Source organism: Sedimentimonas flavescens (genome assembly GCF_025154035.1).
In the GTDB taxonomy this organism is placed as follows: Bacteria; Pseudomonadota; Alphaproteobacteria; order Rhodobacterales; family Rhodobacteraceae; genus Rhodobacter; species Rhodobacter flavescens.
Genome location: NZ_JAOALJ010000002.1, coordinates 284392 through 300021, shown reverse-complemented (window position 1 = coordinate 300021; position 15630 = coordinate 284392). Strand labels below are relative to the sequence as shown.

General features: G+C 64.9%; 17 protein-coding genes. 5 read left to right on the top strand and 12 right to left on the bottom strand.

The annotated features are described in order from the left end of the window. Window positions 1-16 precede the first annotated feature (16 nt). Window positions 17-1642: an AMP-binding protein gene (locus N3C64_RS04825; RefSeq protein ID WP_260012416.1), complete on the bottom strand. Its 1626-nt coding sequence runs from the start codon at window positions 1640-1642 to the stop codon at window positions 17-19. Between the two features lie 122 nt (window positions 1643-1764). On the opposite strand from N3C64_RS04825, the gene N3C64_RS04820 reads away from it, so the two are divergent. Continuing rightward, the gene (locus N3C64_RS04820) at window positions 1765-2667 is read left to right on the top strand and encodes a DMT family transporter (protein WP_218628660.1); all 903 of its coding nucleotides are present in this window, start codon (window positions 1765-1767) and stop codon (window positions 2665-2667) included. Window positions 2668-2726: 59 nt separating this feature from the next. Further along, window positions 2727-3383 carry a Hint domain-containing protein gene (locus N3C64_RS04815; RefSeq protein ID WP_260012414.1) on the top strand — a complete coding sequence of 219 codons (657 nt, stop codon included), beginning with the start codon at window positions 2727-2729 and terminating at the stop codon, window positions 3381-3383. Window positions 3384-3430: 47 nt separating this feature from the next. Here the strand turns inward: N3C64_RS04815 and N3C64_RS04810 are convergent, their stop codons facing one another. The 10 genes from N3C64_RS04810 to N3C64_RS04765 all read right to left on the bottom strand — a co-directional run bounded on the left by N3C64_RS04810 (window position 3431) and on the right by N3C64_RS04765 (window position 12066). After that, on the bottom strand, window positions 3431-5620 hold the full coding sequence (locus N3C64_RS04810) for a 3-hydroxyacyl-CoA dehydrogenase NAD-binding domain-containing protein (protein WP_260012411.1): 2190 nt from the start codon (window positions 5618-5620) through the stop codon (window positions 3431-3433). After that, window positions 5613-6113: a cupin domain-containing protein gene (locus tag N3C64_RS04805; protein WP_218628657.1), complete on the bottom strand. Its 501-nt coding sequence runs from the start codon at window positions 6111-6113 to the stop codon at window positions 5613-5615. The genes N3C64_RS04810 and N3C64_RS04805 overlap by 8 nt, the downstream gene beginning before the upstream one ends. Beyond that, window positions 6113-6571 carry a cupin domain-containing protein gene (locus tag N3C64_RS04800; protein WP_218628656.1) on the bottom strand — a complete coding sequence of 153 codons (459 nt, stop codon included), beginning with the start codon at window positions 6569-6571 and terminating at the stop codon, window positions 6113-6115. Before N3C64_RS04800 ends, N3C64_RS04805 begins: the two co-directional genes overlap by 1 nt. A 3-nt stretch (window positions 6572-6574) precedes the next feature. Continuing rightward, complete coding sequence (locus N3C64_RS04795) at window positions 6575-7786, bottom strand: acetyl-CoA C-acetyltransferase (RefSeq protein WP_260012406.1); 1212 nt, start codon at window positions 7784-7786, stop codon at window positions 6575-6577. A gap of 9 nt (window positions 7787-7795) precedes the next feature. Then, window positions 7796-8422 carry a glutathione S-transferase family protein gene (locus N3C64_RS04790; protein ID WP_260012399.1) on the bottom strand — a complete coding sequence of 209 codons (627 nt, stop codon included), beginning with the start codon at window positions 8420-8422 and terminating at the stop codon, window positions 7796-7798. A gap of 137 nt (window positions 8423-8559) precedes the next feature. After that, entirely contained in the window at window positions 8560-8772 is a 213-nt protein-coding gene (locus N3C64_RS04785) for a hypothetical protein (RefSeq protein ID WP_218628653.1), read from the bottom strand. Further along, window positions 8772-9218, bottom strand: a complete 447-nt coding sequence (locus tag N3C64_RS04780) for a GFA family protein (protein ID WP_260012397.1) — start codon at window positions 9216-9218, stop codon at window positions 8772-8774. The genes N3C64_RS04785 and N3C64_RS04780 overlap by 1 nt, the downstream gene beginning before the upstream one ends. A gap of 39 nt (window positions 9219-9257) precedes the next feature. Next, entirely contained in the window at window positions 9258-11033 is a 1776-nt protein-coding gene (locus N3C64_RS04775) for an acyl-CoA dehydrogenase C-terminal domain-containing protein (RefSeq protein ID WP_260012395.1), read from the bottom strand. Window positions 11034-11057: 24 nt separating this feature from the next. Beyond that, a complete protein-coding gene (locus N3C64_RS04770; RefSeq protein WP_218628650.1) occupies window positions 11058-11456 on the bottom strand; it encodes a MerR family transcriptional regulator in 399 nt (132 codons plus the stop codon). Between the two features lie 241 nt (window positions 11457-11697). Beyond that, window positions 11698-12066 (bottom strand): MerR family transcriptional regulator, encoded by a 369-nt coding sequence (locus N3C64_RS04765; RefSeq protein WP_260012392.1) that lies wholly within the window; start codon window positions 12064-12066, stop codon window positions 11698-11700. A 193-nt stretch (window positions 12067-12259) separates the two neighbouring features. Between N3C64_RS04765 and N3C64_RS04760 the strand changes: the two genes are divergently transcribed. Genes N3C64_RS04760 through N3C64_RS04750 form a run of 3 tightly spaced genes read left to right on the top strand, consistent with a single transcriptional unit; the run spans window position 12260 to window position 14536 of the window. Beyond that, on the top strand, window positions 12260-12706 hold the full coding sequence (locus N3C64_RS04760; RefSeq protein ID WP_218628648.1) for a PaaI family thioesterase: 447 nt from the start codon (window positions 12260-12262) through the stop codon (window positions 12704-12706). Beyond that, window positions 12703-13215 carry a PaaI family thioesterase gene (locus N3C64_RS04755; RefSeq protein ID WP_260012389.1) on the top strand — a complete coding sequence of 171 codons (513 nt, stop codon included), beginning with the start codon at window positions 12703-12705 and terminating at the stop codon, window positions 13213-13215. Before N3C64_RS04760 ends, N3C64_RS04755 begins: the two co-directional genes overlap by 4 nt. 7 nt (window positions 13216-13222) lie before the next feature. Then, the gene (locus tag N3C64_RS04750; RefSeq protein WP_260012386.1) at window positions 13223-14536 is read left to right on the top strand and encodes an MATE family efflux transporter; all 1314 of its coding nucleotides are present in this window, start codon (window positions 13223-13225) and stop codon (window positions 14534-14536) included. A 46-nt stretch (window positions 14537-14582) separates the two neighbouring features. On the opposite strand, the gene trpS is transcribed toward N3C64_RS04750, so the two are convergent. Then, a complete protein-coding gene (trpS, locus tag N3C64_RS04745) occupies window positions 14583-15623 on the bottom strand; it encodes a tryptophan--tRNA ligase (protein WP_218628645.1) in 1041 nt (346 codons plus the stop codon). Window positions 15624-15630 lie beyond the last annotated feature (7 nt).

The window sequence follows — 15630 nt, the reverse complement described above, 5'->3', positions numbered from 1 at the left end:
TGTGCCGATCACCGACTCAGTCGAGCAGCTTGGCGACGGCGCGCAGCTCGAACTTCTGGATCTTGCCGGTCGAGGTTTTCGGCAGATCCGCGAAGACAACACGCTTGGGCGTCTTGAAGCCCGCCAGTCGTTCACGGCAGAACTTGACGATCTCTTCCTCGGTGACGCTGGCGCCTTCCTTCAGCTCGATGAAGGCGCAAGGCACCTCGCCCCATTTCTCGTCGGGCTTCGCCACGACCGAGGCCAGCAGCACCGCCGGATGCGCCGCGATCACGCCCTCGACCTCGACCGAGGAGACGTTCTCGCCGCCCGAAATGATGATGTCCTTGGCGCGGTCGGTGATCTTGATATAGCCATCCGGGTGCATGAAGGCGATGTCGCCCGAGTGGAACCAGCCGTCCTTGAAGGCCTCACGGGTGGCCTCGGGGTTCTTGAAATAACCCTTCATCGTGGCGTTGCCCCGGATCACGATCTCGCCCAGGTGCTGGCCGTCACGGGTGACCTCCTTGCCGTGGTCGTGGACCGTGATCTGTTCCATCATCGGCATCAGAACGCCGGTGCGGGCCTTGAGCTCTGCGCGCTCATCGCCGGTGATGCCTTCCCACTCAGGCTTCCAGGTGCATTCGGTCGCGGGGCCATAAACCTCGGTCAGGCCGTAGACCTGCGTGACGTTGAAGCCGAGCGGCTCGATCGCGGCAAGGGTCGAGGCGGGCGGCGGGGCGCCGGCGGTGAAGACCTCGACGATATGGTCGAAGGGGCGGCGGTCGGCCTCCTTGCAGTTGATGATCGTGTTGAGCACGATCGGCGCGCCACCAAAATGGGTCACGCCATGATCGGCGATGGCGTCGTAGATCGCCTTGGCGGTCACGTCGCGACAGCAGACCGTGGTGCCCCCCATCATCGGCATCAGCCAAGGGTGGGTCCAGCTGTTGCAGTGGAACAGAGGCACGATGGTCAGCAGCACCGGGTAAAGCTGCATCCGCCAGGAAATCGCGTTGCCCATGGTTGCCAGATAGGCGCCGCGGTGGTGATAGACGACGCCCTTGGGTTTACCCGTCGTGCCCGAGGTATAGTTCAGCGCGATGCTTTCCCATTCGTCCTGCGGCATGACCCAGTCGAACATCGGGTCGCCCATGGCGACCAGTTCCTCATACTCAAGGTAATGCCCGCCCGGCTGGAAGCCATGCTCGGGGTCCGCGACCTCAATGATCTGAGGCGGCGCGCCGTGCATTTGCTTGATCGCGGCCTCGGCCAGTTTCAGGAACTGGGTATCCACCAGCACCATCTTCGCGCCGGAATGCTCGAAGATATAGGCCACGGTGTCCACGTCGAGGCGCGTGTTGATCGCGTTCAGGATCGCGCCACAGGCGGGCACGCCGAAATGCGCTTCGACCTGCGGGCCGGTGTTGGGCAGGATCGAGGCCACCACGTCGCCCGACTGAATGCCGCGCGCTTGCAGCGCCGAGGCAAGCTGGCTGACGCGGGCATGGAACTCGACATAGGTCCGGCGGACCGAGCCATAGACCAGCGCGGTGCGATCGGGGAAAACCTCTAGCGCGCGGTTCAGATGCGAGAGCGGCGTCAGCGGCACATAGTTCGCCGCGCATTTCTCAAGCCCCGTTTCGTCAGCCAGCCAGCCCATAGCAATCCTCCCCAGTCGCGTGAAGATGTCGGAAAAAATGTCGCTTACGGGCGCGATAATTGGCCGGGGGAAGGCGAAAGGGAAGAGGGATCAGAATCCGCGCAAGGAAGTTACGTTACGTCATGATACGTGGAAATCACACCGTGCAGGCGGCTGCCGCAATCTGTGGCTATGCCGTGCTGATCGGGTTCACCGACAACTATGTGCGTGTGATCGCTAGCGAAATCGGCCTGTGGCAGTTTCACCTGATGCGCTCGTTGATGGTGGCGGGGCTTCTGGTGATCGCGGCGCCGCTGCTTGGGCTGCGGCTGCGGCCGGTGAACCTGCGCGGAGTCGTGGCGCGCTCGGCTGTGCATGGCAGCGCGATGCTGTGCTATTTCGCGGCGCTCGGGTTCTTGCCGGTGCCGCAGGTCGCAGCCGGGCTGTTCACGGCGCCGATCTTCGTGCTTCTGATTTCGCGTTTCGCCTATGGCGAGCGGATCGGGCCGTTTCGCATCCTCGCCGTGGCCGTGGGTTTCACCGGCATCCTGCTGATCCTCGGCCCCGAGAGCGCGCGCCTTGGCCCTGCCGCCATCGTGCCGGTGATCGCGGGTGCGCTGTATGCCATGGGCAATATCGCGACACGCCGCTGGTGCCCCGGAGAGGGCGCGGTGACGCTGACGGCTGGGTTCTTCACCGCGCTTGGCATCTTCGGGGCGGTCGGACTTGCGTTGACCTCGGCGCTGCCGCTGGAGGTACCGCCGGGCGCGGCCGGGTTTTTGCTGCGCGGAATGACATGGGCCTCGATGCCCGTCATCTTCTGGGTCTTCGTTCAGGCGGCGGGCTCGCTGGTTGGGGTCGGGCTGATGGTGCGCGGCTACCAGCTGGCAGAACCTTCGCGCGTTGCCGTGTTCGAATATGTTGTGCTGCCAGCGGCCGCGCTTTGGGGCTGGACGCTCTGGGGCGAGATCCCAGTGGCGCGCGAATGGCTTGGCATGGCGCTGATCTGGGTCGCCGGGATGCTGATCGTGATGCGCGGGCGCTAGGGCGCATTTCCTTGCCGGGCGCCGGGTGCTAGCCTTCCCGCAGGCAAGCAGGGAAGACGATGGCGGGTCTGTTCGACGAGGAAAGCGGTCCGGGCACCGAGGATGATGGCCTGTTCGAGCGCCCCCGGTCCGGGGAAGCCGCCGACAATCCCTATGGTGCCGGGTTGGCGGAGGGCATCGCGGCGGGCACCCGCATCGCCACCGAGGACGGCTGGCGCCGGGTCGAGACGATCAACCCGGGAGAGCGTGTCCTGACCTTCGATCACGGGCCGCGCCGGGTGCAGCAGATCATGCGCGCCACGCTGAGCGATGGGTGTGGCCACTGCCCGCCGCATATGCTGCCGCTTGAAATCCCGCCCGGCGTGTTGGGCAACGCCGAGGCCATGATGCTTCTGCCCGAGCAGATCGTGCTGATTGAAAGCGATCTGGCCGAGACCCTCTATGACGATCCCTTCGCTTTCATCCCCGCCGCTGCGCTTGAAGGCTATCGCGGCGCTGCGCGGATCGCGCCGCAGCAGCCCTTCGAGGTGATTTTCCTGCAGTTCGAGGATGCCGAGGTCGTTTACGCCAATGGCGCGGGGATGATCCTGTGCGGTGCGGCCGATGGAACGCCGCTCGATGCGCTGATGGAGGGGCGCACGGATTATCGCGTCCTGCCGCTCGACAAGGCGCGGCGGCTGGTCGAGGCGCTGATCGAGGATGAGCGAGCAGAATGAAAAACGCCGGGGTACATGACCCCGGCGTTGCGATGTCTGTCCCGTGATCAGGCGGCTTTCGCAGCCTGACCGCCGCCGAAACGGGCGTAGAAACCGTCGCCCTTGGCCGCGATGTCGCGCAGAAGCGCGGGCGTTTCGAACCGCGCGCCGAACCGGGCGGTCAGGTCGTCGCAGATCTCGGCTGCGCGGGCGGCGCCAAGGATGTCGAGCCAGGCGAACGGGCCGCCCGACCAGGGCGCAAAGCCCCAACCCAGGATCGCACCCACGTCGCCCTCGCGGATGTCTTCCAGCACGCCCTGTTCGAAGGCGCGCACGGCCTCGAGCACCTGGGCCATCAGCAGGCGATGCTGCACCTCGGCCAAGTCCGGCTGTTCGGCGGCTTCTGGGTATTTCGCGGCGATGCCATCCCAGAAATCGCCTCGCTTGCCAGCCTCGTCATAGGTGTAGAAGCCCGCCTTGTTCTTGCGGCCCAGGCGGTTCTGCTCGGCCATCCAGAAGACCACCTCGTCCACCGCGCCGTCGGGATAGGCATCGCCCATCGCGGCGCGGGTCGCCTTGGCGATCTTGACGCCGAGGTCGATCGAGGTCTCATCGACCAGTTGCAGCGGCCCGAGCGGCATCCCCACCAGTTTCGCCGCATTCTCGATAAGCGTGGGCGAGACGCCCTCGGCCACCATGCGGATACCCTCGTTGAGATAGGGGATGATGCAGCGGTTGGCGTAGAAGAAGCGCGCGTCGTTGACCACGATCGGGGTCTTCTTGATCTGCCGCACGAAATCGAGCGCCTTGGCGACAGCCACATCGCCGGTTTGTGCGCCCTTGATGATCTCGACCAGCAGCATCTTGTCCACCGGGCTGAAGAAGTGGATGCCGATGAACTGTTCGGGGCGCGACGAGGCGCGGGCCAGCATCGAGATCGGCAGGGTCGAGGTGTTGGTGGCGAAGACCGCATCGGCGGGGATCACCGCCTCGGCCTGTGCGGTGACACCGGCCTTGACGGTCGGGTCTTCGAACACCGCCTCGACAATCAGATCGCAACCGGCCAACGCGGCGTAATCGGTCGTCGCGGTGATCTTGGCCAGCAGCGCCTCTTTCTGCTCTTCGGTGGCTTTCTTGCGGCTGATCGCTTTGTCCATCAGACCGGTCGAATAGGCCTTGCCACGGTCGGCGGCCTCTTGCGCTGCGTCGATCAGCACGACCTCGATCCCCACCTTGGCCGAGACATAGGCGATACCCGCGCCCATCATGCCCGCGCCCAGGATACCCACCTTCTTCACCGTCTGGTCGGCGACCTTCGGGCGGTTCGCGCCTTTCTCCAGCGCCTCCTTGTTGATGAAGAGCGAGCGGATCATCGCGGTCGACGACGGGTTCATCAGAACCGAGGTGAACCAGCGCGCCTCGATGCGCAGCGCCTGATCGAAGGGCACAAGCGCGCCTTCATAGACCGCCGACAGCAGCGCCTTGGCCGCCGGATAGACGCCCATGGTCTTGCCATGCACCATGGCCGAGGCGCCGACGAAGGTCATGAAGCCCGCCGGGTGATAGGGCGCGCCGCCGGGCATCTTGTAACCCTTGGCATCCCAGGGCTTCACCAGATCGGCGTCCTTGGCGTTCAGCACCCATTCCTTGGCGGCGGCCAGCGGATCCTCGGCCACCTCGTCGATGATGCCGGCCGCGCGGGCCTTCTTGGGGTCGCTCAGCTTACCTTCCAGCAGGAAGGGGGCCGCGACCATCGCGCCCATCTTGCGTGCGAGGCGGGTGGTGCCGCCCGCGCCGGGGAAGATGCCGACCATGATCTCGGGCAGGCCGATCTTGGCCTTCGGGTTGTCGGCTGCAAAAATGCGGTGCGTGGACAGCGGCAGTTCCAGCCCGATGCCAAGCGCGGTGCCGGGCAGGACGGTGGCGATCGGCTTGCCACCCTTGAGGGTCTTCGGGTCCATGCCCGCGCGTTCGATCTTGCGCAGCACGGCATGCATCTGCATCACGCCGTCGAAGATCGCCTGCGCGCCGCCCGCCCGCATCTGCGCGATGACGTTCAGGTCCATGCCGCCGGCGAAATCCTTCTTGCCCGAGGTGATGACGACGCCCTTGCAGGCCTCGTCGGCCAGCGCCTTGTCGATGAAGCTGTCGAGAAGCGCGAAGCCCTCCAGGCTCATCACGTTCATCGACTTGTTCGGCACGTCCCAGGTGATGACGGCCACGCCGTCAGTGTCGAGCGCATAGGTAAAGTCAGCCATTGTTCTCTCCCTTCGGCGCGCGGTCGCGGTGCCCCGCCCAATCGCTGCCGTCTTGATAGGTGAAGCGAGCCTTTCCGCCCGCGATATGGATCTGCATGTCTACGTCGGAGTAGGTCGCCACCTCTTCGGGCGACTTGGTGCCGACGATCAGAAACTTGCCCGGCCGGTCCGAGCGGTTGACGAAGCGGTGGCCGTTCGCCACCCCCGCCTTCCACGCGGCGCAATCGCCCGGGCGCATGAGGGTTTCGCCCTCGTCCTCGATCAGGGTCAGCTCCCCCTCAAGGACCATGCCGAACTCGTCCTCGCGCAGGTGCCAGTGCCGCAGCGAGGCCACGGCGCCGGGTTCCAGCGTGACGATGTTGACGCCAAACTGCGTCAGACCCGCCAGCTCGCCCAGACGGATCGAGGACCGGCCCGCCATCTGCGCGGCATAGGGCTCGGGGTAGATCGAACCCGTCTTCACGGGTGCCTTGGCGAGATCGAGTTTCGGCATCACTGCCCCTCCACAAAGGGCGAGCCGTCGCGCCGGACCAACCGCCGGGCACCGTTCTCGCGGATCAGGATCTTGTCGATCGTCGAGTAATGCACGACGTCGCTCGTCTTGCGGGTGCCCACCACCAGATAGGAACATGGCGCATCGGAGCGGTTCTCGAGGTGATGCCCGTTCGCCACGCCTGCGGGCCAGCAGCAGGCATCGCCCGGTCCGATCGCGGCCTCGCCCGCATCCTCGATCACCGTCGCCTCGCCCGACAGCATGTAGAGGAATTCGTCTTCCTCCTCGTGCCAGTGACGGTCGGACGAGCGAGCTCCGGGTTCGAGCGTCTCGACGAAGGCGCCGAACTGCGTGAGCCCGCCGCTGTCGGAATACAGCAGCGCCTCAAACTGCCCGAGGGCGGCCGCCTGCGCGGGCGTGCCCCGGTCGATCTGCGCATCTGCCTTGCGAATGATCATGGCTCAGACGCGCTCGATGATGGTGGCCGCGCCCATGCCCGATGCGATGCACAGGGTGGCAAGGCCGGTGGACAGGTCGCGGCGTTCAAGCTCGTCGAGCAGGGTGCCGATGATGATCGCGCCGGTGGCGCCAAGCGGGTGACCCATGGCCATCGCGCCGCCGTTGACGTTGACCTTGTCGGGCGAGACGTCGAAGGCTTGCATGAAGCGCAGCACGACCGAGGCGAAGGCTTCGTTCACCTCGAACAGGTCGATGTCGCCAATCGACATGCCGCTGTCGCGCAGGATCTTCTCGGTCACCGGAACCGGGCCGGTCAGCATGATGGTCGGATCGGTGCCGATCTTGGCGGTGGCGCGGATGCGCGCGCGGGGCTTGAGGCCGTGGGCCTCGCCGAATTCCTTGTTGCCGATCAGCACGGCCGCCGCGCCATCGACGATACCCGACGAGTTGCCTGCGTGGTGGATGTGGTTGACGTGGCTCAGATGCGGATATTTCAGCATCGCAACCTTGTCGAAGCCCGGCATCACCTCGCCCATGTCCTTGAACGAGGCTTTCAGCTTGGCGAGGTCTTCGACCTGCGTGCCGGGGCGCATGTATTCGTCGTGGTTAAGGATGACGACGCCGTTCTGATCGACCACCGGCACGATGGACTTGGCAAAGCGGTTCTCGGCCCAGGCTTCGGCGGCGCGGCGCTGCGATTCAACGGCCAGCGCGTCGGCCTGCTCGCGGGTGAAACCGTATTCGGTAGCGATGATATCGGCCGAGATGCCCTGCGGCACGAAATAGGTCTTCATCGCAAGGCTCGGGTCAACGGCGATCGCCGCGCCATCCGAGCCCATGGCCACGCGGCCCATCATCTCGACGCCGCCGGCGATATAGGCCTGGCCCGCGCCGCCCTTGACCTGGTTGGCGGCCAGATTCACGGCCTCCATGCCCGAGGCGCAGAAACGGTTGATCGACAGGCCCGGAATACGCTCGTCCAGATCCGACAGCAGCACGGCCGAGCGGGCAAGGCAGCCGCCCTGTTCGCCAACCTGGGTGACGTTGCCCCAGATCACATCCTCGACGGCGTGGCCCTCAAGGCCGTTACGCTCCTTGACGGCGTTCAGCAGCCGCGCCGAGAGCGCGACCGAGGTTACCTCGTGCAGGCTGCCGTCCGGGCGGCCCTTGCCGCGCGGGGTCCGGCAGGCGTCGTAGATATAGGCTTCGGTCATCTTTCCTCCTCAGGCCCGGTCCGCAGGGTTGCCGGGCATCATGTCGTAAGGGTGTTTCCATCCGGGCAGCGCCGCGATGCGGTCGAGCCATGCCGAAATGGCGGGGAAATTCGTCCGCTCGAACCCGAAGGGCTCGGGGTAGTAAAGATAGCCGCAGCAGGCCGTATCGGCGAGGGTGGGGGCATCGCCCGCCATCCATTCGCGGCTTTCGAGGTGGCGCTCCAGCGTCTTGAGGGCGGCCTGAGCGCGCCCCGACAGCCACTGGATCGCGGCCTGCGGGCGTTTCTCCTCGGGCAGGAAGTTCATCATGAACCGCAGCGCGCCGAATTGCGAGCTGCCCTTGTGGTTGTCCCAAAACAGCCAGCGCAGGATCTCGTTGCGGTCGCCCTCCATCAGCTTGCCGGTCTTCTCGGCGATATGCATCTGGATCAGGCCCGACTGGGTCAGCGTCACGTCGCCCTCGACGAAGACGGGCGCCTCGCCCATCTCGTTGAGCGCGAGATACTCGGGCGAGCGCGTCTCGCCCCGGAAGAAATCGACGAAGACGGGCTCCCAGTCATAGCCCGCAAGGGTCATCGTCAACGCAGCCTTGTAGGCATTGCCGGACTCGCCAAAGCAGTAGAGTTTCGCCGTCATCCTCAGTCCTCCCGGCCCGAACGCGTCGGGCTCAACTATAGTTGTTCGACGTTGACGCGCAGGTAAAGACCTGCAGGGGGAAGTTGCGTAACGTCACGAGACGAAATGACCGCACGTCGCGGTGTGCGGTGAGTGGATCAGGCCTTGCGATCCTCCAGTTCGGCCTTGAACAGGCGCAGCCGGGCGGCAAGGTTTTCGTGATGCGTGACCGAGTTGAAATGCTCGAACAGGAAGCACAGCGACTCGTCCGGGCTCAGGCCCGCTTCGGCCGCGAAGCGGTGCAAAGTGCGGTAGGCGTCGTTCGTCAGTGCGACGGGAAAGCGGCGGGTCATGCGCAGGCGCTTGGGCATCAGGCGTCCTTCGATTGGTGGGAAATCACGTCGCGCTCAACAGTCGGCGCGCCGGGGATGTCCAGCCCGGCAAGCCAGTCGTGCCGCCCCTCGATCCCCCATTGTTGCACGGGGCGGAAGGGCACCGTCGGCGGTATCGAGCCTGAGGTAAGCTCGATCCACTCTCTGGCGGCCTGGCGATAGAAAAGGGGAGTGCCGCAGGCTCGGCAGAACCCGCGCTCGGCGATGTTCGACGAGGCGAAGACGCCCGGCGTGCCATGCCAGGTGACGCGGTCGGCGGCGACCTTCAAAAGCGCGGCGAAGGGGCTGCCGGTAGCGCGTTGGCACATCCGGCAATGGCAGATCGAGGCAAAGGAAGGGCCGGGCGCCACATCGTAGCGCACGGCCCCACATTGGCAGCCGCCGGAAAAGGCCGGAAGGGTCTGCCAGTCTTTCTCAAGGTTCATGAAATCCTCCGGGGCGGGAACGGTCCGCGCCCCGAAAGCTTAGAACTGATCGACGGAAAGCGCCATCACCGGATCGGCCCCGGATTCGATCCGCGCAAGGTGCATCGCGCAGGCCGGAAGCTGGCGCGCCATGTAATAGCGGCCGGTGGCGATCTTGCCCTCGTAGAAGGCCTTGTCAGACGCCCCTGCATCCAGCGCCGCATGGGCCGCCGCTGCCATCCGCGTCCACATCAGACCAAGGCAGACATGGCCCATCAGGTGCATGAAGTCATAGCTGCCCGAAAGCGCCGCGTTGGGGTTCTTCATGCCGCTTTGCATGAAGAACATGGCCGAGGACTGAAGCTGTTTCGAGGCACCTTTCAGCGCGTCGGTGAAGGGCTTCATGCGTTCATCCGCGTCATGCGCCTTGCACTCGGCCTTGATCATCTCGAAGAAGGCCATGACGTGCTTGCCGCCGTCCTGCGCCAGCTTGCGGCCCACGAGGTCCAGCGCCTGCACGCCGTTCGCACCTTCGTAGATCATCGTGATCCGGGCATCGCGCGCGAATTGCGACATGCCCCATTCCTCGATGTAGCCATGGCCGCCATAGACCTGCTGTGCGAGCACGGTCGTCTCGAAGCCCTTGTCGGTCAGGAAACCCTTGATGACCGGCGTCATCAGCGAGATCAGCCCCTCGGCCGCGTCGTCGCCCGATTTATGCGCACGGTCGATCAGCGAGGCGCCCCAGAAGGTGAAGGCGCGGGCGCCTTCGAGGAAGCTTTTCTGATCCATCAGCGAGCGGCGGATGTCGGGATGCACGATCAGCGGATCGGCCGGGCCGTTGGGGTTCTCGGTGCCGGTGACGGCGCGGCCTTGCAGGCGGTCCTTGGCATAGGCGAGCGCGTTCTGATAGGCGGCTTCGGCCACGGCGTAGCCTTGCAGGCCCACACCCAGACGCGCCTCGTTCATCATGGTGAACATCGCGCGCATGCCCTTGTGCAGATCGCCAAGCAGCCAGCCCGTCGCCCCGTCGTAATTCATCACGCAGGTCGAGTTGCCGTGGATGCCCATCTTCTCTTCGATCTTGCCGACCGAGACCGCGTTGCGCGCCCCAAGCGAGCCATCCTCGTTCACCAGGAACTTCGGCACGATGAAGAGCGAGACGCCCTTGGTGCCCTCGCCGCCGCCCGGCGCTTTGGCCAGCACCAGGTGGATGATGTTTTCGGCCAGATCGTGATCGCCCGCCGAGATGAAGATCTTCTGCCCGGTTACCTTGTAGCTGCCGTCCGCCTGCGGCTCGGCCTTGGTGCGCATCATGCCCAGATCCGTGCCGCAATGCGGTTCGGTCAGGTTCATGGTGCCGGTCCATTCGCAGGACACCATCTTGGGCAGATACTTGGCCTTCTGCTCATCGGTGCCATGGGCATGGATCGCCGAATAGGCGCCATGCGTCAGGCCCTGATACATGTTGAAGGCCATGTTGGCCGAGACGAACATCTCGCCCACGGCGCAGTTGAGCAGGTAGGGCATGCCCTGGCCGCCGAAGTCGGGGTCGCAATCGAGTGCGGTCCATCCCCCGTCCTTCATCGCCTCGAAGGCCGTGTCGAAACCCTTGGGCGTGCGCACGATGCCGTTTTCCAGCACGCAACCCTCGGTGTCGCCCACGACGTTGAGCGGCGCCAATACCTCGGTGGAGACCTTGGCCGCGGCATCCAGCACGGCGTCGGTGAAATCGCGGTCCATTTCCTCATAGCCGGGGATGCCGGCCTCCGAGATTTTCAGGACCTCATGCAGCACGAACTGCATGTCCTTGGTATTGGCGGTATAGCTGGGCATTTCTCTCTCCCTGAGTCACCTTGTTCAGGCGGCGGAAGACTCCGGGTTCTGCCCGGCCAGCTCCCGCTCGCCCCATTCGATCTGTTCCTGCAACTCGGCAATTGCCTCGCCAAGTTCGTCGCGTTGCCGCGTCATTTCCTCTTTGCGCCGACGCGCCACCTTGAGCGTCTCGGCAAGCTGCGTCTTCTGCTGGTCGCCCATCGAATACATGTCGAGCAACTGGCGGATGTCTTCGAGGCTGAAGCCGAAGCGCTTGCCGCGCAGGATCAGTTTCAGCCGCGCCCGGTCGCGCCGGGTAAAGAGCCGCTTTTGCCCTTCACGGATCGGGAACAGCAGTTCCTTGCTTTCGTAGAACCGTAGTGTGCGCGGCGTTACATCGAACGCGTCACACATCTCTCGGATCGTCATCACCTCTTCACTCATTGCACGAGCCTCTCGTTGTCCTGACGTAACGTTGAGGCGGCAGATTCAATTTCCACCCCCACATTACAAGCTAAGTTGACCTTAACGTCACTATAACGTGGCGTCACAAATTCTCTGACGTAATGTCAGTTCAAATTGACGTAGGGGTAAAGAAATTTTCGAACCCCGCGCGGTTATGGCGCAGGGTGCGTGGGGTCGGAATAAGCCCCAGGGTCAACTTTGATTCGAAGCGCTTTGAGCGTCAGGAATCAAGCGTTTTCGCGACATCGTCGCGCAATTGCTTGAGGTCGGCGATGGTCACTTCCAGCTCATCGCGCTCTTTGCACAGCACATCGAGCTGCCGGTCGGCCAGTTCGATCCAGACCCGGTTCTGCTCTTCCGTGCCTTTCTGATCGTAGATCAGCAGCCACTGGCGCAGCTCTTCCAGCGAGAAGCCGAAACGGCGGCCGCGCAGGATCAGGGTCATCCGGGCGATCTCGCGCGCGCCATAAAAACGTGAGCGACCAGACTTTTGCGGCGAGAGCAGCTCGATATACTCGTAATACCGGAGCGTGCGCGGGGTCACATCGAAACGTGCGCACATCTCTTTGAAGCTCAGAACATCCGCCATCGGTTCCTCCCTACGTGGGGGCAAGCTATCCGGTGACACCTTTGTCTTCAACTGGCTTTGCGGCCCGGACCGAGGGGCGCAAAGGCCAAATGCCGCTACGGCACTGCGCGACCTGCTTGCCTGTGTCAAAGAGGCGCAGGATAGTCGACTGAACAATCGGAGGACGCAAATGACTGAGTCTGGCGGAGTTTCCATGAGCCATGAGGATGCGGCAAAGCTGGATCTGGCGCGCCGTTTTATCGAGGCGATCCCGCACAGCCATGCGCTCGGGATGCATCTCGACATGATCGGAGGCGGCCGCGCGGTAATCTCGATGCCCTGGGATGAGCGTCTGGTCGGCGATCCGCGCACCGGCGTCATTCACGGCGGGGCCGTCTCGGCGCTGATGGACACCTGCTGCGGGGCAGCCGTCATGAGCCACCCTGACGCCCCGGCCGGCACTGCGACCATCGACCTGCGTATCGACTACATGCGCACGGCGACCCCCCGGCAGCGCATTACCGCCCGCGCCGAGGTCTATCACATCACCCGATCGGTTGCCTTCCTGCGCGCCACCGCCCATGACGAGGAAGAAGGCCTGCCCGTCGCCACCGCGACCGGCGCCTTCACCGTCGAACGTCTCGAAGGAGCCGCGAAATGAGCCGCCGCAAGCCCGAACCCGTTCAGGTCGTCAAGCAACGCCGCGACGCGGCCCTGCGCGCTCTGGTGGAAGGCGTGCCCTATATCGGCTTTCTGGGCATCGAGTTCGACCGCCGCGGCGATGAGCTGACCGCCGTTCTACCCTTTGACGAAAAGCTGATCGGCAACCCGATGCTGCCTGCCCTGCACGGCGGGGTGACCGCCGCCTTCCTTGAGGTCGCCGCCATCGTTGAACTGGGCTGGTCGATGCTGTGGGAGGATATCGAGGCGGGCCGCATCGAGCTTGGACAGGCCGACGAGGTGCTTCTGCCCCGCCTGCCCAAGACCATCGATTTCAGCGTTGATTACCTGCGCTCGGGCCTGCCGCGCGACGCCTATGCGCGCGCGCGGGTCAATCGCTCGGGGAGGCGCTATGCCTCGGTGCATGTCGAGGCGTGGCAGGACAACCGCTCGCGGCTATTCGCGCAGGCGACGGGTCATTTCCTGATGCCCGCCCTCGATAACGGCTGATCTTTGCATGGCCGAGATCACGCATCGGCGCGTTTTCAATATCGCAGCGCCGATCGTGCTGTCGAACGCGACCGTCCCGATCCTTGGGGCGGTGGATACCGGTGTGGTCGGGCAATTGGGGCAGGCGGCCCCGATTGGCGCCGTGGGTATCGGTGCGGTGATCCTCGCCTCGCTCTACTGGATCTTCGGCTTCCTGCGCATGGGTACAACGGGCCTTGTCGCCCAATCGGCGGGTGAGGGCGACCGTGGCGAGGTCTCGGCGGGCCTGATGCGCGCGCTGATCATCGCGGTCCTCGCGGGTCTTGCGCTGATCGTGCTGCAATATCCGCTCTTCTCGCTCGCCTTCCAAATCGCCCCCGCCAGCCCCGAGGTCGAACAGCTCGCCCGCGACTACCTCGGTCTGCGGATCTGGGGCGCCCCCGCGACCATCTCTCTCTACGCCTTTACCGGCTGGCTGATCGCGCTCGAACGCACCCGCGCGGTGCTGGTGCTCCAGCTCTGGATGAACGGGCTGAACGTGGCGCTGGATCTGTGGTTCGTGCTGGGGCTCGGGTTGGGCGTGAAAGGCGTGGCCGCGGCGACGTTGATTGCGGAATGGTCGGGCGTGCTGCTGGCGCTCTGGCTCGCGCGTGAGGCCTTCGCGGGCGGCCTGTGGCGCGCCGGGGCGATATTCGACCGTGCTCGCCTGACTCAAATGGCGCGGGTCAATACCGACATCATGATCCGCTCGGTTCTGCTGCAAGGCTCCTTCACCGCCTTCCTGTTCCTCGGCGCGGGGCAGGGGGATGCGAAACTCGCCGCCAATCAGGTTCTGCTGCAATTCCTCGGGATCACCGCCTATGCGCTCGATGGCTTTGCCTTCGCCGCCGAAAGCCTTGTGGGGCAGGCGGTCGGCGCGCGCTCTCCCACGCGCCTGCGCCGCGCGGCGGTGGTCAGCTCGCAATGGGGCGTGGGCGGCGCGGCACTTCTGGGGCTGGTCTTCCTGCTCGCCGGCCCCGCGATCATCGACACGATGACGACGGCACCCGAAGTGCGCGAGACCGCCCGGCAGTACCTGCCTTGGCTGGCCGTCGCGCCGCTCATCGGCATCGCAAGCTGGATGTTCGACGGGATCTTCATCGGCGCCACGCTGACGCGCGAGATGCGCAACGCCATGCTTGCATCGGTGGCGGTCTATGTCGCCGCGCTGGCAATCCTGCTGCCCGCATTCGGCAACCACGGCCTCTGGGCCGCGCTCATGGTGCTCAACGCGACGCGCGGCCTGACAATGGCCCGCCTCTATCCGCGCGCCGAGGCCAAGGCCGCCACTTCTTCTTGGTGAAAATACCTTGCGGGGGCGCGGGGGTGCAAAACCCCCGCCGCTACCCTCACCGCGAGCGGATCATCCCCATGATATCGAGCGTCTTGGCCAGGATCGGCTGCGCGATTGCATCGGCCTTCTCGGCGCCCACACCCAGGATACGGTCGATCTCGGCCGGGTCCGCCATCAGGCGGCTCATCTCGGTCGAGATCGGCTCCAGCTTCGACACCGCCAGATCGGCCAGCGCGGGCTTGAAGGTGCCAAAGCCCTTGCCGCCGAACTCGGCGATCACCTGCTCGGGCGAGATATCGGCCAGCGCCGCATAGACGTTGACGAGGTTGCGCGCCTCGGCGCGGCCTTCCAGCCCTTCCAGCGTCTCGGGCAGGGGCTCGGGATCGGTCACGGCCTTGCGGAACTTCTTGGCGATCGTGTCGGCGTCGTCGGTCATGTTGATGCGGCTCGCGTCCGACGGGTCGGATTTCGACATCTTCTTCGAGCCGTCGCGCAGGCTCATGACGCGGGTTGCGGCGCCCTCGATCAGCGGCGCGGGCGAGGGGAAGAAATCGACCTTGTAGTCATGGTTGAACTTGGCCGCGATGTCGCGGGTCAGCTCCACGTGCTGCTTTTGGTCCTCGCCCACGGGCACCATGGTCGCGTGATACAGCAAGATGTCGGCGGCCATCAGCGTGGGGTAAGCGAAGAGGCCGAGCGATTGCTTCTCGGCGTTCTTGCCGGCCTTGTCCTTCCACTGCGTCATGCGGTTCATCCAGCCCATCCGCGCCACGCAGTTCAACAGCCACCCCATTTCGGCATGGGCGGAGACCTGGCTCTGGTTGAACAGGATCGAGCGCGCCGGGTCGATCCCCGCCGCGATGAAGGCAGCCGCCGCCTCGCGGGTCTGGCGACGCAGCGCCTCGGGGTCCTGCCAGACGGTGATCGCGTGCAGATCGACGAGGCAGTAGATCGTCTCGATCCCCTCGTCCTGCTTTTGCACGAAGCGCTTGAGCGCGCCGAGGTAGTTGCCGAGCGTCAGGTTCCCCGAGGGCTGGATGCCCGAGAAAATGCGCTTTTGGAACTTGGCGTTGAGATCGGCGGGCTGGTCGGTCATGGACGGC